The sequence below is a fragment of the Gimesia alba genome (assembly GCF_007744675.1).
GTDB classification, from domain to species: Bacteria; Planctomycetota; Planctomycetia; order Planctomycetales; family Planctomycetaceae; genus Gimesia; species Gimesia alba.
Map to the genome: position 1 here is coordinate 1,600,470 of NZ_CP036269.1, position 24,605 is coordinate 1,625,074.

The 24,605-nt window shown below is 50.7% G+C and carries 16 protein-coding genes; 6 read left to right on the forward strand and 10 right to left on the reverse strand.

All coding sequences use genetic code 11. The features are described from left to right. Nucleotides 1-221 precede the first annotated feature (221 nt). Entirely contained in the window at nt 222-4,088 is a 3,867-nt protein-coding gene (locus Pan241w_RS06275) for a hydantoinase B/oxoprolinase family protein (protein WP_145212562.1), read from the reverse strand. 297 nt (nt 4,089-4,385) lie between these two features. Here Pan241w_RS06275 and Pan241w_RS06280 point away from each other — a divergent pair, with 297 nt between their 5' ends. Then, nucleotides 4,386-5,120 carry a Bax inhibitor-1/YccA family protein gene (locus Pan241w_RS06280; protein WP_232107371.1) on the forward strand — a complete coding sequence of 245 codons (735 nt, stop codon included), beginning with the start codon at nt 4,386-4,388 and terminating at the stop codon, nt 5,118-5,120. 303 nt (nt 5,121-5,423) lie between these two features. On the opposite strand, the gene msrP is transcribed toward Pan241w_RS06280, so the two are convergent. After that, nucleotides 5,424-6,431 (reverse strand): protein-methionine-sulfoxide reductase catalytic subunit MsrP, encoded by a 1,008-nt coding sequence (gene msrP / locus Pan241w_RS06285; RefSeq protein WP_145212565.1) that lies wholly within the window; start codon nt 6,429-6,431, stop codon nt 5,424-5,426. A 319-nt stretch (nt 6,432-6,750) separates the two neighbouring features. Here msrP and sthA point away from each other — a divergent pair, with 319 nt between their 5' ends. Then, a complete protein-coding gene (sthA, locus tag Pan241w_RS06290; protein WP_145212569.1) occupies nt 6,751-8,247 on the forward strand; it encodes a Si-specific NAD(P)(+) transhydrogenase in 1,497 nt (498 codons plus the stop codon). Between the two features lie 87 nt (nt 8,248-8,334). Here the strand turns inward: sthA and Pan241w_RS06295 are convergent, their stop codons facing one another. From Pan241w_RS06295 to Pan241w_RS06305, 3 genes are all read right to left on the reverse strand, one after another. After that, nucleotides 8,335-9,279, reverse strand: a complete 945-nt coding sequence (locus Pan241w_RS06295; protein WP_198000356.1) for an RluA family pseudouridine synthase — start codon at nt 9,277-9,279, stop codon at nt 8,335-8,337. Between the two features lie 11 nt (nt 9,280-9,290). Beyond that, on the reverse strand, nt 9,291-11,966 hold the full coding sequence (gene acnA, locus Pan241w_RS06300) for an aconitate hydratase AcnA (protein WP_145212575.1): 2,676 nt from the start codon (nt 11,964-11,966) through the stop codon (nt 9,291-9,293). Between the two features lie 226 nt (nt 11,967-12,192). Continuing rightward, entirely contained in the window at nt 12,193-13,617 is a 1,425-nt protein-coding gene (locus Pan241w_RS06305; protein WP_145212578.1) for a neutral/alkaline non-lysosomal ceramidase N-terminal domain-containing protein, read from the reverse strand. A 304-nt stretch (nt 13,618-13,921) separates the two neighbouring features. Here Pan241w_RS06305 and Pan241w_RS06310 point away from each other — a divergent pair, with 304 nt between their 5' ends. Further along, nucleotides 13,922-15,133, forward strand: coding sequence for a hypothetical protein (locus tag Pan241w_RS06310; RefSeq protein ID WP_198000357.1), 1,212 nt, complete (start codon nt 13,922-13,924; stop codon nt 15,131-15,133). Nucleotides 15,134-15,142: 9 nt separating this feature from the next. Here the strand turns inward: Pan241w_RS06310 and Pan241w_RS06315 are convergent, their stop codons facing one another. After that, nucleotides 15,143-16,477 (reverse strand): glycosyltransferase family 87 protein, encoded by a 1,335-nt coding sequence (locus Pan241w_RS06315; RefSeq protein WP_145212581.1) that lies wholly within the window; start codon nt 16,475-16,477, stop codon nt 15,143-15,145. 322 nt (nt 16,478-16,799) lie between these two features. Further along, nucleotides 16,800-17,009: a hypothetical protein gene (locus tag Pan241w_RS06320; RefSeq protein ID WP_145212584.1), complete on the reverse strand. Its 210-nt coding sequence runs from the start codon at nt 17,007-17,009 to the stop codon at nt 16,800-16,802. Between the two features lie 495 nt (nt 17,010-17,504). Here Pan241w_RS06320 and Pan241w_RS06325 point away from each other — a divergent pair, with 495 nt between their 5' ends. From Pan241w_RS06325 to Pan241w_RS06335, 3 genes are all read left to right on the forward strand, one after another. After that, on the forward strand, nt 17,505-18,659 hold the full coding sequence (locus Pan241w_RS06325) for an acyltransferase family protein (protein WP_145212587.1): 1,155 nt from the start codon (nt 17,505-17,507) through the stop codon (nt 18,657-18,659). A gap of 372 nt (nt 18,660-19,031) precedes the next feature. Next, nucleotides 19,032-20,063 carry a phosphotransferase enzyme family protein gene (locus Pan241w_RS06330; RefSeq protein WP_145212590.1) on the forward strand — a complete coding sequence of 344 codons (1,032 nt, stop codon included), beginning with the start codon at nt 19,032-19,034 and terminating at the stop codon, nt 20,061-20,063. A gap of 156 nt (nt 20,064-20,219) precedes the next feature. Further along, complete coding sequence (locus Pan241w_RS06335) at nt 20,220-21,287, forward strand: alpha/beta hydrolase (RefSeq protein ID WP_145212593.1); 1,068 nt, start codon at nt 20,220-20,222, stop codon at nt 21,285-21,287. Nucleotides 21,288-21,335: 48 nt separating this feature from the next. On the opposite strand, the gene Pan241w_RS06340 is transcribed toward Pan241w_RS06335, so the two are convergent. The 3 genes from Pan241w_RS06340 to Pan241w_RS06350 all read right to left on the reverse strand — a co-directional run bounded on the left by Pan241w_RS06340 (nt 21,336) and on the right by Pan241w_RS06350 (nt 24,575). After that, on the reverse strand, nt 21,336-21,857 hold the full coding sequence (locus tag Pan241w_RS06340) for a zinc ribbon domain-containing protein (RefSeq protein ID WP_145212596.1): 522 nt from the start codon (nt 21,855-21,857) through the stop codon (nt 21,336-21,338). A 457-nt stretch (nt 21,858-22,314) separates the two neighbouring features. Next, nucleotides 22,315-22,779: a BLUF domain-containing protein gene (locus Pan241w_RS06345; protein WP_145212599.1), complete on the reverse strand. Its 465-nt coding sequence runs from the start codon at nt 22,777-22,779 to the stop codon at nt 22,315-22,317. Between the two features lie 398 nt (nt 22,780-23,177). After that, on the reverse strand, nt 23,178-24,575 hold the full coding sequence (locus tag Pan241w_RS06350; RefSeq protein ID WP_198000358.1) for a PP2C family protein-serine/threonine phosphatase: 1,398 nt from the start codon (nt 24,573-24,575) through the stop codon (nt 23,178-23,180). Nucleotides 24,576-24,605: the final 30 nt, after the last annotated feature.

Sequence of the window (24,605 nt, forward strand, 5' to 3'; positions counted from 1 at the left end):
CCTTCTTTGAATCATTTATATAAACGGTTAGTAATTTGTTTTTCTGTTAAAACGATGATCAATGTCACCTTACCGCCTGTCAGCGAAAATCACAAAGCTGATCAGGACAATAATGTCTTGAACCGCATAATTGACAACCCCAATCCTGAATATCGACTATCTGAGTCGGTGAACAAATTATTGAGCCTGTCAGGGACCGGAGGGAGCTGGTGGCTCAAATATTATTCCGGTTTTCCAAACCCACCGCCGCCGGGCGTTTTAATCGTCAGTGTATCACCGGCTTCCACAGAGAGAGAGAATTTGCCTCCCAACGATTCCTGAGAAGTCTGATTTGCTTTCTGCAGCAGGTTTTCTCCAATCTGTCCAGGCAGGGCACCTTCCAGACCAAAGGGAGGATATTCCCCCCGGCGTTCGGAAATCAGCGAGATTTTTAAAGGCTTGAGGAATTCAATCCGGCGAATGATGCCATCGCCGCCATGATACTGTCCTGTACCTCCTGATTTTTTGCGAATCGAAAATTCGTGCAGCCGTACCGGATAACGGCGTTCGATGATTTCCGCATCGGTGAGCCGGGTATTGGTCATGTGGGTGTGTACGGCATCGGTGCCATCATGGTCTGCTGTTGCGCCACTGCCACCACAGATCGTTTCATAATAGCCGAAGGTCTCGTCGCCGAACGTCAGATTATTCATCGTTCCCTGACTGGCGGCCGCTTTGTTCAAGGCACCCAGTAAAGTATCGACGGTTCGTTGTGAGGTTTCCACGTTGCCGCCGACCATCGCCGCACATTCTGCCGGCGTTTCCCGTTCGGGAGGATTTAGAAAACATTCGGGTAGAACAATTTCGATGGGTGCCAAGACGCCGCTGTTGAGAGGGATGTCTTCCTGGATCAGACAACGAAACACATACAGCACCGCCGCGTTCACAATCGCCCGGTTCGCATTCAGATTGGTTTCGAGTACGGGCCCCGTTCCGGTAAAGTCGACAGTAGCCGATGTCCCCTGGATTGTGATGTTTACTGAGAGCGGGACGCCGTTATCCAGATGATCGGTAAAGGAATAAACACCGTCTTCAATTTGATCGAGGGCCAGTTGCATCTTTTGTGTTGCCGCCTGCTGAATATGAATCATATACGCCTGCACGACCGGCAAAGAATAACGGCGGACCAGGTCGTTCAGCAGCGTCACACCGCAATTATTGGCGGCGACCTGCGCGGAGACGTCGGCCAGATTATCGGCGACCGAGCGGGACGGGTGCTCGCCTGATTGAAGTAATGCCCGCAGTTCGTCTTCTCGCGAAACACCCTGATCGACGAGTTTGAAATTGCGAATCAATACCCCTTCATCAGCCAGTGTTTTGGAGAATGGGGGCATACTGCCAGGCACGATGCCCCCGATTTCCGCGTGATGGGCGCGGCTGGCAGTAAAGAATAATAACTCACTGGTCTCCGGGTGATGCACGGGAGTAATAACCGTCACGTCAGGCAGATGCGAGCCGCCGCGATAGGGATCGTTGGTCACAAAGACATCGCCGGACGCGAGATCTGGGTTGTCGGCGATGATGCGCTTTACGGTTTCGCTCATCGCACCCAGATGCACGGGAATGTGGGGGGCATTCACGACGAGATCGCCGGTAGAGGAAAAGACGGCGCAACTGAAATCAAGACGTTCTTTGACATTTGTGGAGATCGAGGTTTTCTGCAGCGTGATCCCCATTTGTTCGGCGATCGAAGCAAACAGATTGTTAAAGATTTCCAGCATCACGGGGTCGGCTTCGGTGCTGATGCCGTGATGGGGGCCTGTGTTTTGGGTGGTCTCGCGAATTAGCGTTTCGCCGCGTGCTAAGATTTCCGCATTGAATCCGGGATCGATGATCACGGTCGAAATCGCTTCGCAGATGATGGCCGGGCCGGAGATCTGATCGCCCGGTTGCAATTCATCTCGCAGATACACGGCTGATTGCTGGAGCGTTCCCTGAAAACAGGTCTCCACTGTTTCCAGTGGAGTTGGAACCCGCGAAATCAGTTCTGCAGCAGGCAGGTTCGGCTCTTCCATCTGTCCCACAATTTCGGTTCGCAGTGCGGTAACTTCCACGGCGCGACTTTTGTGAATGTAGCCATAGAGCCGCTGGTGTTCCTGTTCGAAAGCGGTCAATTCATCCGCGTCTGCCTGACAGCGAATCTGAATCGTAGCGTCGGTGCCCAGGTAACGCATTTCGAGCGAATGCTCGGGCTCATTAATACGTTCGGGGGGGATTCCTTCGGAACGGACTTCGTCATACACGTTCTGATCGAGTTTTTCAAACCGGGTTTGCAGTTCCTGCTTGAGCTCAGCAGACCAGGGCTTGAGGACCGACTGCTGGCCGAACCGTCGCACGTCGGCTTGTCCAATACCAAAAGCGCTTAAAATTCCTGAATAGGGGTGAATCAGAACTTCATGAATTCCCAGTGCCCGGGCAATCGCACAGGCGTGTTGAGAGCCAGCACCGCCGAAGCTGACCAGCACATAGTCAGCCGGATCATAGCCGCGGGCCACGGAGATATTACGAATGGCGCGAACCATATTGGCGTTGGCGATTTGCAAAAAACCTTCGGCCAGTTCGAGGGGTGTGTAGGTTTTCCCCATGGGGGACGCAGCGATTTCCTCACAAAGCTGTGTGAGTCGCTGTTCGACGGCACTGCGATCCAGGGCAAAAGGAAACCGGGCGGGGATAATTTTGCCGAGATACAGATTCAGGTCGGTGACGGTGAGCGGGCCGCCCCGTCCATAGCAAGTGGGGCCCGGATTCGCACCCGCACTGTCGGGGCCGACGTGCAATTTGATGCCGTCGAAACCGCAGATACTTCCGCCGCCGGCAGCAACGGTTTCGATGCTCAGCATCGGAGCGACAATCCGCACGCCCGCTTTGCGGGTTTCAAATTCACGTTCATAGATGCCGTCAAATCGTGAGACATCGGTGCTGGTGCCCCCCATGTCGAAGCCGATCGATTTCGGAAAGCCGGCGACCTCTGCAACGCGGGAATACCCGATCACCCCACCCGCAGGACCGGAGAGGATGCTGTCCTTACCAACGAAATGTGTGGCGTCGACCAGACCCCCGGCGGAGGTCATCAGTTTGAGATCACAGTTCTGTAGCGGTGCGCGAAGTTTCTTGATGTAGTCTTTGAGAATTGGATTCAGGTAAGCGTCCATGACCGTCGTATCGCCGCGGGAGACGATTTTGATCAGCGGGGAGAGACGGCTGGAAACACTGATTTCCTCAAAGCCGATATCTTCTGCAATGCGGGCAACCAGTTCTTCGTGGTCGGGGTTGGCGAAGGAATGCAAGAGGCAGATTGCCAGTGATTCTACTTCCGTTGCTTTGAGATCCTGAAGTTGTTGACGAATTTGTTCAGGATTGGGGGCGTGAAGCACAGTGCCTTCCGCGTCAATGCGTTCCTCGATTTCCACTGAAGTTTCGAACAAAGGCTCCGGTTTCTGAATGACAAGATCAAACAGACGGGGGCGGTCTTGATTACCGATTAACAAGACATCTGCAAAACCCTTTGTGGTGATGAATGCGGTGCGGGCGCCATTGCGGGTGAGCAGGGCATTGGTGCCGCGCGTCGTTCCGAGTTTAACACTGACATTGGAGATCGTGTCTGACTTTTTCAGACCGAGGATCCAGCGGATCGCCAGGACGGGGGCCTCTTCACCTGAGGAGAGTTCATAGCCGGTTGACTCTTTCACCGTCTCAGGCAGGGACGACGTGAAACAGAGTGTACCGGTCGTGGTGTCAAAGGTCGTCACTTGTGCAGAATGAATGGGTTGTCCCTCTTCATTCAGAAATTCGATTTGATAGTCTTGCCAGAACTCTGCCGGGTCTCCGGTGCGGGAGGGGTCGACTATTGTGGTCGGATCGCAGATTTGTTGAATTCGCCCTTTGGTCATGCCCGAACTAAGAGTCTTAAAGGGAGTAAACTCATTTTCCGGAGACCGGGCGATACAGTCCGTAAATGTCCCTCCCACATCGATCCAAAATTCCCACTTTAGGTCACTTTTCTCTGACTTTAATTCATTCATTTCATCAAATATTTCGTAAGCTTTCACATGAATTTTCTAGAATTCTTTGGATTCTCTGACGTAGACTATTGTATGACATACCAGAACTTGCAGGCAGGCACAACAAACCCACAGGTTGCCCCGGCGGGAGTGTCAGTCGTACTGGAAACGGCAAAACAGATTAAGTAAATCAGCTGGTACTTGAATTATGTGCACCGTGGCCTATAATTATCATGCCTCGCGGAATCAGCTTATATGCAGCCGTTGAGCGCGATCCTATAATACTCGATGACCAAACTGTGTTCGTCTGGAACATCCCATCTCACATATTGGAGAAGATTGTCAATGAATAACTACAATCCTGATTATTACGACCAGGACACAACGGCGGGCGGCGGCATGTTTGCCATTGACGCAATTGCTTCTGAGCGCGCCGCTTTTATCCGCAAAACGTACATGCACCTGTTTGGTGCGATTATGGCCTTTATGGGGCTGGAATTTATTCTCTTCAGCAATGATGCGCTGGTGAACGGCATGATGCAGGCCATCGGTGGAAACTGGTGGCTGGTGCTGATCGCCTTCATGGCGGCCAGCTGGATTGCCAGTTCCATGGCATCGAGTGCTCGTTCGCTGGGGACCCAATATGCGGGGCTCGGTTTGTATATTGTTGCCGAGGCGCTGATCTTTGTGCCGATTCTCTGGTTCGCAACTCAATTTTCTAATCCCACTGTCATTCCCGTTGCGGCGATTATTACTCTCTGTATCTTCGGCGGACTGACAGCTTATGTTTTTGTAACCGGGGCCGACTTCTCCTTCCTCGGCGGTTTCCTGACGGTTGCCATGCTGGCTGCGATCGGGATCGCCATTGGTGCGTCGCTCTTTGGCTTCTCACTGGGAATCTTGTTTGCCGGAGCAATGGTATTGTTGCTCAGTGGTTACATTTTGTATGACACATCCAACGTGTTGCATCACTATTCGACCGATCAATACGTGTCGGCTTCACTGGCGCTGTTCGCTTCTGTTGCCACATTGTTCTGGTATGTCCTGCGGATTGTGATGATGTTCACATCGGAAGACTAAGCCAATTGTCATCACCAGTTGACAATTAAAAAACAAAAAAGCCGGGTGAAGTTTTCTTCTCCCGGCTTTTTTAGTGCGCAAAATTGATCAATCCCCACTCATTTAATGTAGGGGGCGCTCTATGTGGCGACCCGCGGTATCGACGTTGAAGGCGAATGGACGTGTGAAGTTTTCTCTGGCCCCATCATAAGAACCATAACAACAGCACCTCACCAGGCGGGCACACAGGCACGGCTCCTACGACGAATTGTTTCGTTCGCGAGAGATGAAATAACTCTTGATCAGTTAGATTTTCAAGCTTTTTTAACTGTTATACAGTTCGGCAACATATTCGCCGTATCCGTTATAGATCTTGGTGTCATACCGTTTTTCCGTTCCGAGCATCCATTCGGTGCGCTGGCTCCAGCGGGGGTGCGAGACGTCGGGGTTCACGTTGGCGACAAACCCGTATTCGGTGGGATTAACGGTATTCCAGAACGTGGCCGGCTGCTCGGATGTGAGTTTGATCTTCACAATCGATTTGCCGGACTTGAAACCGTATTTCCAGGGGACGACGAGCCGAATGGGAGCCCCGTTCTGTTTCAATAGCGGCTTTCCATACAGCCCGGTTGCGATAAATGTGAGGTCGTTCATCGCTTCTTCGATGCTTAAACCTTCGGTGTAAGGCCACGGCCAGGTGCCAGTGCCGCTGGATTCCATGTAAGGCGCCTGTTTGGGTTTGTCGAATGTTTCAAAGGAGACGAATTTCGCCGTGGGTTTAGGCTCGACCAGTTTTAATAAACTTGCCAGGGGAAAACCGGTCCAGGGAACACACATGGCCCAGGTTTCTACGCAGCGATGGCGGTAAGCCCGCTCTTCGAATTTCATCTCTTTGTAAAGATCATCAATGTCCAACGTGCGGGGCTTGGCACATTCTCCTTCGATCGTAACCGACCAGGGAGAAGTTTCGAACTTCCCGACGTATTTCCAGGATTCCTTGGACGTCGGACCTGTAAATTCATAAAAGTTGGTAAACTCAACGGCTTCGATTTCCTTGGTTTCAGGGCGACCATATTTAAAGGCTTCATTGCGGGGAGCCGGGTAGATTCCCTGCAGCGCTTCTGGCAGTGGCTCAACGGCCCCCGCTTTTTCGATTTCTTCCTGCGTGGCCTGTTCACAACCAGAGAGCAAATCCGCAAAACCAGCAATTCCCAATCCGTACCCCATGAGCTTCAGGAATTCCCGGCGATGTGCTTTGCGATTCTGGAAGATCGCCTCAGGCGTGTGCTCGTTTTCAGGGACATCCCAGATTTTACGGATCAAGTGGTTCATCAGTAGTGCCCTTTGTTGGTCGTCATAACGCGGAACAGTTTTACCGGCGAGACAGGAGCAATCGTTGTTCCTGACGGGAGGAATTTCCCCGTTGGTGAGGTATTTCCTTGAGCGAGACAATCAGTATAACCGTCAACACATACGCAAAATAGCTTGTTTCAAGGATTGCTTCAATCTTTATATCTTCTCTAAGCAATCCGAGGGACGAAGAAAGAGTAGGTTGATTACACGGAAAAGTCTACTCAGACTTCTTGGGTTAACATTATGGTGAAACGATCTGATGTTGAAGAATTAAATCGGTCACATAGAGATTGGTGCTATGAAATACGACATTGTGATAATTGGAAGTGGTCCCGCTGGACATAAAGCTGCGATTGCGGCCTCAAAACTCGGTAAGCGGGTTGCGATCATTGAACGCAACTTTCGTGGAATGGGTGGTGTCTGCCTGCACAAAGGTACGATCCCGTCAAAAACGATGCGTGAAGCCATTCTGTATTTGACCGGGTATCGTCATCGCGATGTGTACAGCAAGTGGTATCGCCGAAAACGCCGCATCACAATGCAGGACCTGCGTCTGAAGCTGGCTGATGTGGCCGAACATGAACTGGAAATTATCCACGATCAGCTGGAACGAAATGGCGTGGAAATATTCATTGGTGAGGCCCAATTCGTCAGTCCGCACGAAGTGGCCGTGGATGGTGAAACGGGACGCAAAGTTTTGTATGGGGATCATATTCTGGTGGCGACCGGAACAAAGCCTTCCCGTCCACCTCACATTCCCTTTGATGGAAAAACAATCTTCGATTCCGACGAAATCATCGATCTGAAAGAAATCCCCAGATCGATGATTGTCGTCGGCGGCGGTGTAATTGGTATTGAATACGCCATTATGTTCGCGACGTTGGGAGTCGAAGTGACGGTTCTGGATGGCCGGGAACACTTACTTGAGTTCTGCGACCGTGAAATTATTGATGCCCTGATTCACCATGCCCGTTCTCTGGGAATGGTCTTCCGAATGGGAGAAGAAGTGGTCGGGATCGAGCGTTTTTCTGATACGATGGCAGCCGTTCAGACAGAGAGCGGCAAGCGGCTTGTTGCTGATTCAGTGTTGTATACCGTTGGTCGTGTCGGTGATGCGGACGAACTCAACTTTCAGGCCGCCGGTCTGGAACCGGATGAGCGCGGTCGGCTGTGGTGCAACGAAGAGCATCAGACCTGGGTGCCTCACATCTATGGTGCCGGCGACATTGTCGGTTTCCCGGCTCTGGCCAGTGTCTCGATGGAGCAGGGGCGGCGCGTGGTTTGCAATGCCTTTAATGAACCATTTGAAGCGTTCGACCTGATGCCTTACGGCTTATTTACAATCCCTGAAATTTCGATGGTCGGAAAAACGGAACAGCAGTTGACCGACGAACATATTCCCTATGAAGTGGGAGCAGCCCGTTATCGAGAAATCGCGCGGGGACAGATCTCCGGCGACCGTGACGGGATGTTGAAAATTTTGTTCCATCGGGAAACGTTGAAGATTCTGGGAATCCATGCGATTGGTGAATCCGCAACGGAGATCGTTCATATCGGGCAGACCGTGATGTCGCTGGATGGGACGATTGAGTATTTCCGGAATGCCGTGTTCAATTATCCGACGATGGCAGAATGCTATAAGGTTGCTGCCTTTGATGCGTTTGAAAAAATGAGTCTGGATCGTCTGTTTGAAGAGTCGCAACTCACCAAAGCGAATTCAGAGTTATCTGCTGAGCCAGAAGCGGAAGAGGTGAATCAGGCTGAACTGGATGAATCAGAAACGGTAGAGGTTTAGCTTGAAGTCGGACTGTTTGGGGCTTCTTGCAATCCATGCAGACCGTTGATGATTAATATTCTGATGAGTACATTTTTGTTGAACGTGTCAGGTATTCCGTAGCCGCTCGAGCGCCTGATGAAAATCATCAGGTGCTCCCGCAGTTATTTTCATCCGCAGACCAGTGACCGGATGCGCGAACTCAATCTGTTCGGCATGCAGTGCCTGTCTGTTGATCAAATTCAGATCTGCGAGCAGCCGTTCATCGTTGCCATAAAAATCATCAGAAATAATCGGGAATCCCAGATCGGCCAAATGCACGCGAATTTGATGCAGGCGGCCTGTTTGGGGAAACGCACGTACTAGAGTATGATCGGTTAATCGCTCAAGGACTTCAAACCGGGTGAACGCGGCTTTGGCACGCAAGGCTTGTGGGTGTGTTGACATGCAGACGCCGGTCTGTGTGGGGTGTTCGCCGATGGCGGCACTGTTTTCAAATGTGTCCTGCTCTGGGTTGTGCCGAATGATGGCCAGATAAGCTTTGCTGATTTGATTTTTCTGAAATTGAATCGACAGGCTGCGATGTGCCAGATGCTCTTTGGCGACGATTAAGATTCCGCTGGTAAACTGATCGAGCCGATGAACGATGCCCGGTCGTAACAGGCTGCGAAGACCTGTCTGCTGATCCAGATAATATTGCAGTGCGTTGGCCACGGTACCTGAGAGAATATTTCCCGCAGGGTGCGCGATCATACCGGGAGGCTTGTTGACGATGATCAGCCACGCATCTTCAAACAGAATTTCGAGCGGCAGCGGTTCGGGAACATAAGTTTTATCAGGTGGTTCGACAAGAACGATATGAATCTGCTGGCCGCGAAAAACGCGTTGCAGCGGGCCAGCCGGCGTACCATTGACTTTGGCAAAACCGGCCTGCACGATGCGCTGCAGACGCTGCGTCGAATAATTTCTGAAATGGCGACTGAGAAACCGATCGATGCGGGAACCATCCAGATATTCCTCGACAATCAGATCGGTTTCGTATGCAGATTTCATCAAATCGTTGATCAGGCTTGAGCCAGATCGCGAAGGACTTTGTGCAGGATACCGCCGTTGCGATAGTATTCGACTTCGACGGGTGTATCCACGCGACATTGCGCCGTGAACAGAACCTGCGTGCCGTCCTCTTTGGTAGCGGTCACACGAATGGCCTGACCTGGTTTCAGGTTGTCGTCCAGTTCAATGTCATAGGTTTCGGTGCCATCGAGTCCGAGTTCTTCGCGGTTTTCGCCATCACGGAACTGCAAAGGCAGCACGCCCATGCCAACCAGATTCGAACGGTGAATTCGTTCGAACGAAGTGGCAATCACGGCTTTGATGCCGAGCAGGAACGTTCCTTTCGCAGCCCAGTCACGAGACGAGCCCATCCCGTAATCGCCGCCAGCCAGTACGACGAGAGGTGTACCTGCTTCTTTGTATTTGAGTGATGCTTCGTAGATCGAAGTCTGATCACCGGTCGGCAGATAGGTGGTGACACCGCCGCTGGTTCCGGGAGCCAGCAGGTTGCTGAGACGAATGTTTGCAAAGGTGCCACGGGTCATCACCCGGTCATTTCCACGACGGCTGCCGTAGCTGTTGAAGTTTTCGGGAGTGATACCATGCTCCTGCAGATATTTTCCAGCAGGGGAATCGGCTTTGATCGCACCGGCAGGAGAAATATGGTCGGTGGTTACTGAGTCACCGACAGAGACCAGCACGCGGGCTCCGTTGATGGAACTGATCGGTGCGGGAGTTTCGGGCATATCGACGAAGAACGGCGGCTCCTGGATGTAGGTACTTTTTTCATCCCACTCGAAGATGTCGCCGTCACCACCATTGATAGCCTGCCATTCAGGGGAACCTTCGGTGGCTTTGCCGTACTCATCGCGGAACATTTCAGGATTGATGGCTGTTTCCAATGTTTCGTTGACTTCTGTCTGAGAAGGCCAGATGTCTTTGAGGAAAACATCATTTCCAGATTGATCCTGACCGATGGGTTCGGTGCTGAGATCAATGTCAGTGGTACCAGCCAGAGCGTAAGCGACAACCAGAGGCGGGCTGGCCAGATAATTGGCCCGCACGTCGGGGCTGATACGGCCTTCGAAGTTCCGGTTACCGGAAAGGACGGCGGCAGCGACGATATCGTTGTCATTGATGGCTTTGGAGATCGGTGCGGGCAGCGGTCCACTGTTGCCGATACAGGTCGTACAGCCATAGCCGACCAGATTGAAGCCGAGTTGATCGAGGTAAGGAGTCAGGCCCGCTTTTTCCAGGTAATCGGTAACGACGCGGCTTCCGGGGGCCAGACTGGTTTTAACCCACGGTTTGCGTGTAAGCCCTTTTTCAGCAGCTTTCTTGGCCAGAAGTCCCGCACCCAGCATAACCGAGGGGTTACTGGTATTGGTACAGCTGGTAATGGCAGCAATCACGACCGAACCATCTTTGAGTTCGAAGTTGTCGCCTGCATATTCAACAGGAGCTTTCGTGGGAGAAGGATCCTCTTTGCCGAAGGTTTTACTGAGATCGCTGTGCCAGTGCGATTTCATGTCGGTCAACGCAATCCGGTCTTGTGGACGCTTGGGGCCGGCCAGGGAAACTTCGATAGTGGAAATATCGAGTTGCAACTGGCTGGTGAAGCTCGGTTCGGGCGAACTGTCGGTGCGGAACATGCCCTGTTCTTTGTAGTAGCGTTCGACCAGATCGACTTCCGCGTCGGTCCGTCCGGTACGACGCATGTAATTCAGGGTTTCATCGTCCACAGGGAAGAAGCCGATGGTGGCCCCGTATTCGGGAGCCATGTTGGCGATCGTGGCCCGGTCTGCCAGACTCATGTTGGATAGACCGGGACCGAAGAATTCGACGAACTTACCAACAACACCATGCTCACGCAGCATTTGCACGATTCGCAGCACCAGGTCGGTCGCGGTCGCACCTTCGGGAAGTTTTCCGCTGAGTTTGAACCCAACGACTTCCGGGGTCAGCATATAAATCGGTTGTCCCAGCATGACGGCTTCAGCTTCGATGCCGCCGACTCCCCAGCCGACGACTCCCAGGCCGTTGATCATGGTGGTGTGGCTGTCGGTTCCGACCAGACTGTCGGGATAGGCAACGCCGTCTTTCGTCAGCACGGCTTTGGCCAGATATTCGAGGTTGACCTGATGCACAATTCCGGTGGCCGGAGGCACGACGCCGAAGTTATTCAGTGCCTGCTGACCCCAACGGAGGAACTGATAACGTTCCTGGTTGCGTTCGAATTCTTTTTCGACGTTGTGTTGCAGCGAGAGTTTGGTAGCAAACTCGTCGACCTGGACCGAGTGGTCAATGACCAGATCGCAGCGAACGAGCGGATTGATTTTCTGAGGATCTCCGCCCAAACGGACCATGGCGCTTCTCAGGGCGGCGAGGTCGACGACAGCGGGCACTCCTGTAAAGTCCTGCAGGACGACGCGACCAGGTTTGAAGGGAACTTCTACCGGATTGGGAGATTCCGCACTCCAGTTGGCCAGATTGTTGACATCAGATTCATTGACCACGAAACCATCCACGTTTCGTAGACACGATTCCAGTAGCACACGAATCGAATAGGGCAGGGCTTCAATATTCCCAATGCCATCGTCGATGAGTTTCTGTAAACGGTAATAAGTGAACTCACTACCCGCTGCCTTTAATTGACCTTCCGCGCCAAAAGGATTTCCGGAAGCCATTAATCTCTCCTCAGTGCTACGTATAATAGATAAATTTTAATTTCAGGTTGCCACAGGGAACCTGTCTTTAGTTAAGTTTCTTTGCAGATCTGAATATGCTGCATTCTAGGGATTCGTATCCCGATCGACAAACGGCAGGGCCGTCAAAAACGCAAAACATCCCTAGAAGCTGGCGTTTGACCGTAAAAGTCGGGACCGACTAGGGGGATTCTACCGCAGACCGGGTCTATTTTCCATTGCGGACCTTTTTGACCTGTCGCCGGGCACTTTCCACGATTTTGTCCTCAATTTCCTCGGACCAGCGATTGGCGGGTAAACCATAGACGGCCATCGATGTGTTTCCTTCATATCCCCAGCGCGATGATTTGCGGGGCGGAACGTCTTCTTCAAGAACTCGTAGTGAAGGGGTGTAGGCCATGACATCATTACAGTAGCCGGCGACCCATGTGGAATCGCCAAACTCTTTTTTCATTCCCAATGCATAATCCACAACGACTTCGCCGCCAATGGTGATCCAGAGTTGTGTCTTTCCTAATCTCCAGACCTGGACGGGAAACGGGTATGAAGTCATGAACGGTTTGCCTGAGTTAAGCTGTTTCAGCAGGCGAGATCCCCAGCGGGTTCGGTAGGAACTGGGATTACCGGTGGCAAGTGTTTCCAGTTCTTCTTTCGTGGGAGCGTCACCCAGCTTGATGTCGATGATTTCCAGTTCGGTTTTTAATTCGGGGTCCAGTTCGACCATGGGCAGGCGGACGGTGTCGGCAACCGCATGCGCCAAACGTGAACCGTAGGATTCTGCGAGTTCCTGTGTGCGGCGTGGTAGTGGATTCTGGTCGGCACCACAGCCCATGTAGAACATAGCGGTCACACCGGGGAACATCGCTTCCAAGTCGTACTGGGCGAAACCGGCATAGTCGCCGCACCATTTTTGGATTCCCAGAGTGGTATTGTGGCAAGCATAGCCGAAGACGATGGTTTTCAGTTTACCTGCTTTATCTTTGACGGCCAGAATCGGAACGCTATGGTCGATGGGACCTTTGAGATCATCTGCTTTTCTGAGTTTGGGAACATCAGGTTCCATGTTGTTGCGGCGATTGACGGCGAAGCTGGTAAAGCCTTCTCCAGACCAGAGCGTGGCTGGTTCCAGTTTGCTGATCGCAGTTCCGACGGCATCAACCAATTGTTGTTCTAGTTTATCTGAATAGGCGCCAATTTTTTTAATCTGCTCCGGAGTCAGCGGATAGATGTCATGCAGGGCACCACGTAATACAGGGCCGCAGTGCGTGTGTGAGCTGTTAAGCATGATCTGGCTGCGGTCGAGGTTGAATTTATCCTTGAGTGCCGCACAGACGTTATTGTAGATCGACTGGGGAATCCCCAGAGTGTCTGTAGAGACGATGACGCCACGATGTCCGTCGTGGGCTTCAATCACGAGGACCTTCATCCACAGATCATGAATTTTCCCATCTGCAGGAGCTTTGCGGCCTCCGTAACCGGCCATCCAGAGGTTTTCCTCAGGAGTGATCACCACACTGGCAGATCCAGCTTTCCAGAGTGCTTCCTCGGCAAAACAGCGTTCTGGCTGTGAGAAAGCGGCACAGGAAATCAGAAACAGTAGAAAACCGACTCGAATCTGCGTTAGATATTTCATAGAGAAAACCTCTTACTCTTGTGCAAATGACAAATAAAATAAACCTTCTTTATAAACGGTTTCGTTTTAGAGTAAAGGGGGAGAGCAGACATATCAAGCGTTTGAGATGCGTTCTTGCCTGTTTCAGGCAGCAATTTCTTTTGCCTGAGAGGCATGTTAAGATAAAATCTCACGTCTTTTAAGAGGATTTCAGTAAATCACGAGGTCGGGCTGAATCAAGTAAAAAGGATGATCGTCTGTGGAGCGAATCAACATTTTCAACAGAAGTATCATAGCCGGAGCTTTGGTCTTTGTTCTCTTTTTCATGTCTGACTCTGTTAGCGGTTTATATGCACAGGGAAAGCGAAGCAAGAATGCCAACGATGCTTCTGAGCAGCTGTCTCCCGCTGATTACCGTTCCAAAAATTTTCTGATTCATACCGATCTGCCCCCCGCAGAGGCGCGAGATTTACTGGAGCGCCTGGAAAAGATGCTGGTCATCATTTCGACATACTGGGGCAGTCCGAATCGCAGAGTGATCGAGTGTTATGTGGTGAAAGATCTGGCAAACTGGCCGCCTGGCAGTCTGCATCCGGCCGGGCTTCGCTCTGTGGCAAGTGGGGGGGGCGTGACGATGAGCCAGACCACCTATCGGGGCAGGCAGATCATCGCTGCTAAATCGATTGTGTATGCGACCTCCAGTCGAGGGACGCCGCAGCATGAAGCAGTACACGCTTACTGTGCGCAGAATTTCGGGAGAACAGGGCCTGTCTGGTACAGCGAAGGCATGGCCGAGATGGGAAACAACTGGAAAGTCGTTCCGAAAAAAGGTCAGCCTCTCTCGGTAAGCTGTGAACGTTATGTGATTGATTACATCAAACGCAGCGAGCCCAAAAGCTTAAATGAGATTGTCAATTCCAGGGAAACGACCGGCGATTCCTGGCAGAATTATTGCTGGCGGTGGGCCTTGTGCCATCTGCTGGCAACCAACCCGAATTATGCAGCCCGGTTTCGTCCGTTGGGGCTGGGGCTGTTAATGAATAAACCGGCTTCGTTCAATCAGACCTATGGTTCCATGGCGCGGGAAATTTCGTTCGAGTATCTTTTTTTCCTGAAACATTTTGACCAGGGCTATCGCTGTGATCTCTGTCAATGGGACTGGAAAACGAAATTCCGCAAGCTGAATTCGACGCGCACACTGATCTCGAAAATTGAAGCAAATGAAGGCTGGCAGGCCTCTCGAGCACTGGTAGAAGCAGGAACCGAATATCAGTTTTCAACAGACGGAGAGTGGAAAACCAGCAGCGATGCAGAGTCTGTGACGGCGAAAGGCAGCGACGAAGGGCTGGGGACTCTGGTGGGCGTGGTGCTGATCGAAAATGAAGACAACGAGTACGAACTCAGCGAAGAGTTTGAGTTGGGAGAATCGGGGCGTTTTCAGGCACCCGCCAGTGGGAAACTGTTTCTGCGGTGCCGCGATGACTGGCATGAACTGGCTGACAACAGCGGTAAGGTCACGGTGAAAATTACTGAATAACAAGTGATTTCAGGTGGAATCATCATCTCTGAGGATGGCACTGGTTGGCCAGAGTATGACGATGATGATCAGCAGCAAATAACATTGATAAGAAAGTGCCGTCAGTGATTGCCAGGGCAGTGCAACCATGCCCCCTTGTTCCCAGGGAGTGCTTTCCGCGGCGGAGGCAGCTGCTTTTTGTTTAGGAATTAAGACTACCCAGGCGACGCGAGGGCTAATCGCCAGCCCGAGAATCAGCAGATTCACAATCCAGCGTTTTCCTGTGTGTGGCTGATAGCGCGATAGCAGTAATCCGATTGGCAAAGCCAGGATAATAAAATAGTGGTGCCAGGTTGTCGGCGACATCAGCAGCATGGCGACGATCGTAATCGCAAAGCCTTCATTGCTGAATACCTCAGCGCGCGTTTTCCAGACAGACCTCACAACCAGCGCCGTCAGAACCAGCCAAGATGACCAGACTGAAATCTGCAGCAGAGCAGGGGAATTCACCAGGGGCTGGATGCTTGTAGAACTGTGGTCGAACAACCGTTCCCAGAATGCCAGCAGTGAAGCATTACCCCAGTTGTTCGTGACATCGGAGATGGAGGGTAACACGACAGTCAGGTAATCGCGGTAGGCATCAACGCCGAAGACCGCAGCAGTGAGCAGCGTGATCAGAGCAAACGAGATGACCCCGCCAGCCAGCGCCCGTCCGTCCCGTCGGACGAGGAAATACAGAAACAGATAAGCCGGGTAAATTTTCACCGCGGTTGCCAGTCCGAGACACATGCCCGAGACGAATGACTTCCCCGATCTGCCAGCTCGCCACGCGCCGACTATCAGCAGCGTCAGCAGCAGATTCGGCTGTCCCTGAATCAGAGTTTGCTGGAGTGGATCGCAGGCCAGGAGCAGGGTGACGAGGGCGAGTGTCGTCCAGATTGTCATTTGGACCTCGAGTCCCCTTACAATCCAAAATACGATCACGCAGAGCATGACGATCGAGGTCAGATTCCAGGCCAGGTGCGCTTCCTGATACGACAACCAGGCAAACGGGACTGCCATCAAATTCGCTGTGGGAGGGTGGGTGTTATAGTGGTCGAAAAAACCTTCCGGATTTGAGAGTTTGAGGCCCAGATGTTTCTGCAGAGCCAGTTCCTGATTGGAATAAACGGGTAAATCGGCTAGCCGATTCTTAACGGCGGCCCACTCCTTAAAGAAGTCGAAGATCTGCCCATGAGCTGGCCTGAAAGCAGCATAGTATCCGGGAGCGAACACAGCCAATGCGCAGAGAAACAAAAGGACCCACACAATCTTGCGGGCCACGGGCCAGTTGTCGATCTGCTGTTGCTCGGGTTGCTCTGACACGGATCGCTCCGGGAACGAAATTATAAAAATACCATGCAGCGGTTCTCTGCTGTCAAGGTATTGAAATCGTGTATGATTTTCCTTGAACTGCCCATTTAACCTTGGTGATCACCCCTGTGTCCAGAGTGGAGTGAAACTTAATGGTTTTTAGTGGTAACAGGGCTTACTCGCGCCCAATCATCGCATTTCCAGTATTAAAATTGCACTTGACTGCCTCGCGCCACCCGCGATAACCCTTGTTGCGCGTCGCGCGCGTGAGCACTGCTGGTTCAGGTGAATCTGTGAAACCGGTTTTAACCTCACCTGCCAAAAACCGCTTGTTTTAGACCGATTTTTCAAATGGAATCCTCCAAAAGTTATGCGGGTCGACACACATCGGCGCATTTCCAACACCGCCCGCTCCACTCTCCGCCCCTTGAGGCACACTCCCAACCACCGTTCGCACCACATCAAAATCTCCTTTCCTCTTGACCGCTCCACGCCCTTCAAGAAAATCACGTTTCATGAATGGCAACACAGAATGAAAATTCATCAACTTGGTCCCCGACTTCAAAAGAAACCAGCAAAAGAAAAAAGTAGGGCGCGGCCCTATGTGGCCGCCCGCCTCGCGAAATTCAGTCCAATGAAACAATCGAATGGAACCAGAACCACCGCCCTGTCATGAACAGCACGGCATCAGTCGCCGTTGCCAACCAGAGTGTGAAAATAAACCATCGACAAACCAATCCTACCAGATATCACCAGCAGCATCTCAGATGAACATATTGAAGGAATCATGAACGAATTTCGCTTAAAAATGCACAAACAGGTTCCGGTTACGGCAGTGCAATTCGTTCCTTGTATCTTTCATACGAGCAGCCGGTGACTATCAGCGAGTGTCGTTGGCACTACGATCATCAGAATCGTTATGATCCGATTAGAAACGGCAGCTTGAATCGCTTTCTTCCAGGAGGCCGTTGTATCCGGGATACCACTGCTCGAAAATCAGTTCGGAGCAATTTCACCTGGTACATTTTACGATTCACTGATGCATATGAATTCCCCGTCGTTTGAACCGATTACATCTGAAAAACACGTGCCTGCCCTGGATGGGATTCGCGGGATTGCGATATTGATGGTGCTTGGTTTTCACGGTGGTTTGATCATTAGAGCTTCCACTCCTGTAGGGAGCTATTATCGTCAAATGGCGAGCTTTGGCTGGAGTGGTGTGGATCTGTTTTTTGTGTTGTCCGGGTTTTTGATTACCGGGATTCTACTCGATACTCGTGATAGTAAGCATTACTATCGCAGCTTCTACTTCCGTCGTGTCTTGCGAATTTTTCCCCTTTATTATGGTGTGATTCTCGTACTTTTTTTGAGTAACCCGGAATTCCCTAACCAAATCTGGTATTGGCTTTATCTTCAGAACTGGAGACCTGCTTTTGGTGGAAGCACACCGCCGATGATGCTGCAACCATTCTGGTCTCTGGCGATTGAAGAACAGTTCTATCTCTTCTGGCCGTTTGCGATCTATTTTCTGAATCGGCGCAGTTTGAGTTTGTTTTGTGGCTGCATGATTCTCATGGCAATTGTCTTGCGATGTATTGCCAAGTATCAAGGGGTCGATCCCATGACCATTTATACGCTTACGGTTTTTCGGCTCGATACGTTGAGTGCGGGAGCCTTGATCGCGATCTGGTTGAGAAACACGGACCAGCGGAAGTGGTTGGAGCGGTTCAAAACACCCTGTCTGCTGATCACAGGTCTGGCATTGATTGCCGTGGTGATCTTTGATGGCGGCTTCCGGATCGAGGGGTTAGCCAGCCAGACTATTGGTTATACTCTCTTTGCGATGCTGTGTGCGTTCTTGATTGCATTCGTAATGCTGGATTCGCCTTCTATTCGCCCTCTGAAACGCATTCTGGAGTTCAGCTTGCTACGCTACTTTGGGAATCGTAGTTACGCAATTTACATTTTTCAGATGCTGGTGTTAATTCCTCTGAATCAGATTTATCTTCAGCTTTGGAAACAGAACGACGTCAACGGCTGGAGAGCAGTCTACACATTCTGTGTCGGAGTCGTCATCATTCTGATATTGGCGATCATCAGCTGGCACTGCTATGAAAAACAGTTCCTGAAACTAAAACGCTTTTTCCCACGCCAGGCAGGAACAGCAGTTCGTGAGGCGGAACCGGTGGTATAGAGTGTTAAAAAGGGGTCAGGACTCTTTTATTATAGGTTCCTGACCCCTTTAACTCACGCGGAAACGGGGCAATAGCGTTGCATTTATAGTCTCTTATGGGAAGATCAAAGGGGTCTAGAGTTTTTTCTGTCCATGGCAGACAGGATTCGAATAGTGCCTGGGTATTTCATCAATGCGATATTGTCCTCAAGGTACTTTCGATGTACAACTATTCGGTTTAAGACGCGTAAAAGAAATTGTCATTGAGAATTAGAGAAGCTCATTTACCCCTATACTTCTCACGGAATTTCTTTTGCTAAAGAGAAACGTTTCAATTAATTAAGTGTTAAGAGCCTTTGATTGACATGACACTTACTAAAATGGAGTCATGATTTGAATCCGTATCATTTGCCGGTTGACGATACTTCGCCATATTATGCTGCGCTGGCGCAGTGTGTTGATCACTGGGGGTTGGTGCCCGAGAAGACAGAGTTGATCCGCGACGGGGTCAATCATGTGTTTGCTACGGAGCGCCAGGATGGTGAGCCGGTGATTATTCGCATCAGCGACGGTGCGGTGCGCGGACGAGATGAAGTGTTGGGAGAGTTGATCTGGCTGGAACACCTGATTCGTCATGGCTGCACGGTGACGACGCCGATTCCTTCACGCGGCGGGGAATTGCTGGAGACCGTCGGCGTGGATGAAGGGGCCATGCATGTCTGTTGCTTCCAGCGTTTCGGGGGAAGACAACTCAACCCGGCGACCGATGTCGAGTGGAATGACGAACTCTTCCTCAAACTGGGCCGCGAGATCGGCCGCATCCATCGTGCTTCAGATGATCTCCACTTGCCGGGCGACCACGATCGTCTGCGCTGGTACGAGATCAATCTCGGGCAGTTTCCCGATCCGCTGCCCGAAATTTTCAATCCGCAAGTCGTCGAGGCGATGCGCGCTTTTACAGACGACTGGCAGGGACGGCCCACCACTTCTGGCCACTATGGACTGGTTCATCGCGATCTGCATGCGGGAAATTTCCTGGTTGAAGAGGGCCGGGTCGAGGTGATCGACTTCGACCTGGGCTGCTATGGCTGGCGGACAATGGATCTGGGTGTGTTGCTGTTCGTGCATTACTTTTATCCCAGTCTGCAGGTGTCGGATACCAGTCCTGAATTAGCCGGACACGTTCTGGCGAAGCTGGTCGAGGGCTATCGCGAAGAATACCCAATCGACCACGAACAGTTAGAGACGGTGGGAGACATGATCATGCTGAATACCGTTTCCAATTATTTCCTCATGCTTCCAAACCCGGAGCACTGGCAAATCGCGATGGGCAACCCGCGGCTACCCGTTTCGAAAAGTCTGGAGTGGATTGAGCAACTCTGGCTGAGCGGCGAGAAACTGCGAGTTGACCTCAAGCAGTTGTAGACAAGTGGAAAAATTCGGAAAGCGAGAACGAGGGAGCAGATCTGTTCTGACAATTTCCGATTCTTAATTTGAAAGTCTGGCTCAAACAGAGTAGTCTCATATTCTGGTCTTTTTTGTTTTTACCCCAATGATCTCCTGCAATCGGTGGAATGTTTTATGTTGCTGAATTCGAAGCGCTTGTCAAATCGTGTCTGTTGTGTACTCACCTGTGCGGTTCTTGGATTGGCCTCCAATATTGTTTTTTCCGCGGAGAAATATACGGAGAACCCGGGCAAACAAGGCAATGGGAATTATGTCGTTGGTCCCGAGTATCAAATCGACCCGGACCTGACTGATCAAGGCAATCCCAAAGGCAAGAGTTTCGAATTCTCGATGCCTTTGGCTGAAAGCAAAATCTTTCCCGGCAATGATAAGACCCTCGATCCCAAAAAGCCTGTGCGTGAAACACGTAAGATTTTTGTTTACGTTCCCGCCGCCTACAAGGACGGCACGAAGGCACCGATTCTGGTTACCCATGATGGGCCGAGCCGCATGGATCTGGTCCGCAATGCTTTGGATAATCTGACGATCTCGAAGGACCCGCAGCGCCGGCTGCCCGCTTTTATTGTGATCGGCGTTCAGAATGGCGGGAACGACGGCAAGGGAAGTGAGCGCGGTCTGGAATATGATACGATGTCCGATCGCTTTGCCCGGTTTATCAACGACGAAGTCTTGCCGGCTGTGCTGAAGAACAAAGAGATTCGAGCCGCCTATCCCAATATTGCGTTTACTGACAATCCCTGGGGCCGCGCCGCGATGGGCTGCAGTTCCGGCGGAGCGGCGGCGCTGACGATGGGCTGGTTTCGTCCGGATCTGTTTCGTCGATTGATTACCTACTCCGGCACGTTCGTTGACCAGCAGGACGATGATGCACCCGAAGAAGCGAAGTACCCGCTGGGCGCGTGGGAATACCATTCCAGTATGAAGCTGATCGAAAACAGTGATCAAAAACCGCTGCGGATCTTTACCCACGTCGCTGAAAATGATTTGCGTGCCAACGATCCGGAAGAGACCTATCACAACTGGGTGATGGCTAACGAGCGCACGGCGGCCGCACTCAAAGCCAAAGGTTATGACTACCGCTACGTCTTCAGCAAAGGGACCCGACACTGCGATCGCAAAGTCTTCGAACAGACACTGGCCGACACACTGATCTGGATGTGGCGCGGTTATCATGGGGAGTGAGAATTGAAATACGGGGCATGACTCCCCCCGAACGTTATTGAATCTCCATTAGCCCCATACAACACAGCCGGGATCAATCTTAAATCCACACTGACCACAGACTTGATGATTCATTGATATGATTCCTTCTCTGCAGTGGGGACACACGTCAGAATCGAGCAGGATTTTACATTCTTCTCCCAATTTAATCCCGCATTCCGGGCAGGTCCGTTTTTTCCATTTGAACCCCCAGTCATTCCAGCAGCTTGGACAGAAGTCTTGAGGAACGACATGGATTTCACCATCGATGACATATTTTTGCGGTGATGTATCGTTCCAGGTGCGAAAGATCTCTCCGCTTTCAGCAGTTGATATGCCAGTATTCAACAGTGGCAGAATTCGTTCCTCTTCCCAGTCAATGATATCGATCATGCAGTTGATGTTGATTCCATATCGTTTATCCAGATTGTTAACAAGTTCCATCAATTGAGTTCGAATTGTTTCAAACTCAGATGATTCCAGTAGTACGGTCAGATTATCAGAAATCAGGTTTATAAATTCTTTGGATTGCTTCCATGAATTTGGCGTCATTATTATTTCCTGGTAGCCCAAAACTTTTGCGAGATAAGAAAGTGGATGTAGAGCGTTTTATGGTCTTTTTTAGGTGTTTCCTTCATCGTGAATCGATGTTATTACGATAGTTATAGTATCTATGAAAGTTATAGTAACAATGTACTGAGGGCTTGCGAAGGATGGTTTTGTCCAAGGTATTTCGAAACAACATTAAAGAACAGCAGCATGTCGCCGCAGAAATTTGAGTAGACGACTGTCTCATGCATGCGATCATTCTTGAATCAAAAGCAGGCTTTCTAGCCATGAAGAAACACTAGATAAAACTCAATACCGAAACGGGTGGCGAAGATGGCACTGTAGGTTCATAAAGCAGATCTTGATGACGATGGGCGAAGAGATGTCAATTGTTGTATGTCAGAGTGTATCGTGAATTGAGCAAAAGAGTCTCTTGGACTCTGTCATTAATTTCTGGGGTTCAGGTTAGCTCAATCAAGTCTTCTGGTTGTACTTTCGTTTTCCCTTTGAGATCGATAAATATTGTTAATGCATACTTTGCCAAAGTCCGCTTTTCACTGACGGAGGTCATTTCATGGAGCGATTTCATGCAATTTTTTAATTTGTAAAAATCGAAATGTGTTGAATCTTCCAGATTATATAAACCCATATACCATTTGCTGAAAAAACGTTCTTGGATTGTGTAGGAAATGATACGGTTGACTCGACAATGTCGCTTGTCTTTTTGAATTTTGGCAAAGACTGATTCGACATTATTGTATCCCCCCTCCAGAACCTGGAAAAAATGACCACGATCATAAACCAGGATTCCCGTGATGCCTTGGTTTTTATTGTTACGGCATGCCACCTTCAAGATTTCTTTCAATTCGACTCTTGAAACCGAAGCGACACTCTTGCTTACATAGATCAGTTGATAAAGTTTCATAATGAATTACTCAGCAATTCAATTAGGTGAATTGGGAATCGAATTCGAGAACATCTATCATTCACTTATCGGCACTCTATGGAGGTATTTACCTCCATTATCAATATGAAGTTTATATGTGGATAAAAAAGTCGTTTATTAGTAGACAGGCTTACTCAGTAGAGTAGCGTTCTTACATTCAGTGAATTATTAATGTTTTCTAATTGCCTGTGTAGAATTGTGATTGAACTGGATGCAAATGAGATCTCCAGCGAATCAAAGCAAATTGCCTAACCAGAAGACTTGATTGAGACTGTACTAACCCGAAGAGAATCGACACGTCTGTGAAAGTATCTCCTGGTTCAGGTTTCAAGTAATGTTAGGACCTGATCCTGTAAGTCACTAATGAATTTCCCTTTTTACGCTTCGGTCATTTCAATCAGGAGTACGGTTACGTCGTCCTGTTGTGGGCTGCCGTTGCGGAAGTGAGACAGGCTTTCCTGAAGTTGCTGTGTGGTCTCTTCAATCGAAAGGTGCTGGCACTCCTGAAGCAAAGCAGTGAGACGTTTGCGCCCGAACATTTCTCCTTCGGGGGTATGGGTTTCACTGACGCCGTCGGTGATCAGCAGCATCCGATGCCCCAGTGTTAAATAGAGCGTAATGTTGTCCCATTCTGCGTCTTCATCGATGCCCAGTAGCAGACCGGTGGTTTCTGAGTCTGAGAGTTCTCCCGTTGGCGAGAGAAAGCAGGCTGGTTCGTGACCGGCACTGGCATATTCGATTGAGTGGGTTCGAGGAACGACACGCAGGAGTTGCATCGATACAAATTCACCTACCGGGCTGACGACTGTGAACCGGCGGTTAATGAAATCTAAGATTTCTGCCGGCGAGCAGGTATGCTCAGTGGCCTGAATGAGCAGGGTTTTCAGTACAGCGGCACTCATCGCTGCGGAAATGCCGTGCCCGGTAATGTCGGCGATGCAGAACAGCCAGGCGCCGTCACTCAAAGGGAGAATATCATAATAATCGCCCCCCACTTCGTCCGCCGGCTGAAAGAGCGAGGTCACGTTGAGGCCGGGGATCTTGATGCGTTTGGGTAAGAGGTTTTCTTGAATTTTACGGGCTTTGGCCATTTGCAGTTTGCGAATATTCTCGGCAGCAGCCAGCGAGGTGCTCATGTCGTTGATTTCGTGGGTCAGGTAGTTGAGCTCGGCACAGTGAAATGTTTCAGACTGTGCGCCGAGTTGCCCCTGTCCTATTTCTTGGACCGTCTGGACCAGATGATGCAAGGGACGCGTCACGATCGTGGTCAGGGCAATGTTGATTACGATGCCAGTGATGAGCGACAGTATGATAAAGCCAGTGAGATTATTCAGGACTTCAGCGAACACCGATCCATAGAGGTTGTCCAGTGTTTCAGAGACATAAACGGTGACGCCGCTCTGGGTATACGTTCCGATTACTATTTCGGAATTTTCAAAGCGTGTCGCATGTTTGGGCGACCTGGCGGCTTTTTGGATGACCTGCAGCAATTCCGCAGAAGCACCATGCTCGGAAAGCAGCTTGAAGGGGCCATTTTGAAATCGAACCACAATGTGATGGACCGGAGCATGGATTTCCTGCATTTGTGCGCAGATGGTTTCGAGATACTGCTGAACTGCCTCCTTGCCTTCGTTCTGCATTTCTAAGATCGAGGGGAGCAACGTCGCTGCTTCTTCATCGAGTGCGATCCGTTTCTCTGCCAGGCGTTCAGCCAGGTTTCGCTGATAGGAAAAAATGAGAAACAGCACCACAAAGACAGCCAGCACGACATTCACTACCAAGAGCAGCTGAAAGCGAATTGATCT

Coding starts and splice junctions, on each gene's coding strand:
- Pan241w_RS06280 (WP_232107371.1), top strand. CDS start 4,386: ATGAATAACTACAATCCTGATTATTACGACCAGGACACAACGGCGGGC.
- msrP (WP_145212565.1), bottom strand. CDS start 6,431: ATGAACCACTTGATCCGTAAAATCTGGGATGTCCCTGAAAACGAGCAC.
- sthA (WP_145212569.1), top strand. CDS start 6,751: ATGAAATACGACATTGTGATAATTGGAAGTGGTCCCGCTGGACATAAA.
- Pan241w_RS06295 (WP_198000356.1), bottom strand. CDS start 9,279: ATGAAATCTGCATACGAAACCGATCTGATTGTCGAGGAATATCTGGAT.
- acnA (WP_145212575.1), bottom strand. CDS start 11,966: ATGGCTTCCGGAAATCCTTTTGGCGCGGAAGGTCAATTAAAGGCAGCG.
- Pan241w_RS06305 (WP_145212578.1), bottom strand. CDS start 13,617: ATGAAATATCTAACGCAGATTCGAGTCGGTTTTCTACTGTTTCTGATT.
- Pan241w_RS06310 (WP_198000357.1), top strand. CDS start 13,922: ATGTCTGACTCTGTTAGCGGTTTATATGCACAGGGAAAGCGAAGCAAG.
- Pan241w_RS06320 (WP_145212584.1), bottom strand. CDS start 17,009: ATGAATTTTCATTCTGTGTTGCCATTCATGAAACGTGATTTTCTTGAA.
- Pan241w_RS06325 (WP_145212587.1), top strand. CDS start 17,505: ATGCATATGAATTCCCCGTCGTTTGAACCGATTACATCTGAAAAACAC.
- Pan241w_RS06335 (WP_145212593.1), top strand. CDS start 20,220: ATGTTGCTGAATTCGAAGCGCTTGTCAAATCGTGTCTGTTGTGTACTC.
- Pan241w_RS06340 (WP_145212596.1), bottom strand. CDS start 21,857: ATGACGCCAAATTCATGGAAGCAATCCAAAGAATTTATAAACCTGATT.
- Pan241w_RS06345 (WP_145212599.1), bottom strand. CDS start 22,779: ATGAAACTTTATCAACTGATCTATGTAAGCAAGAGTGTCGCTTCGGTT.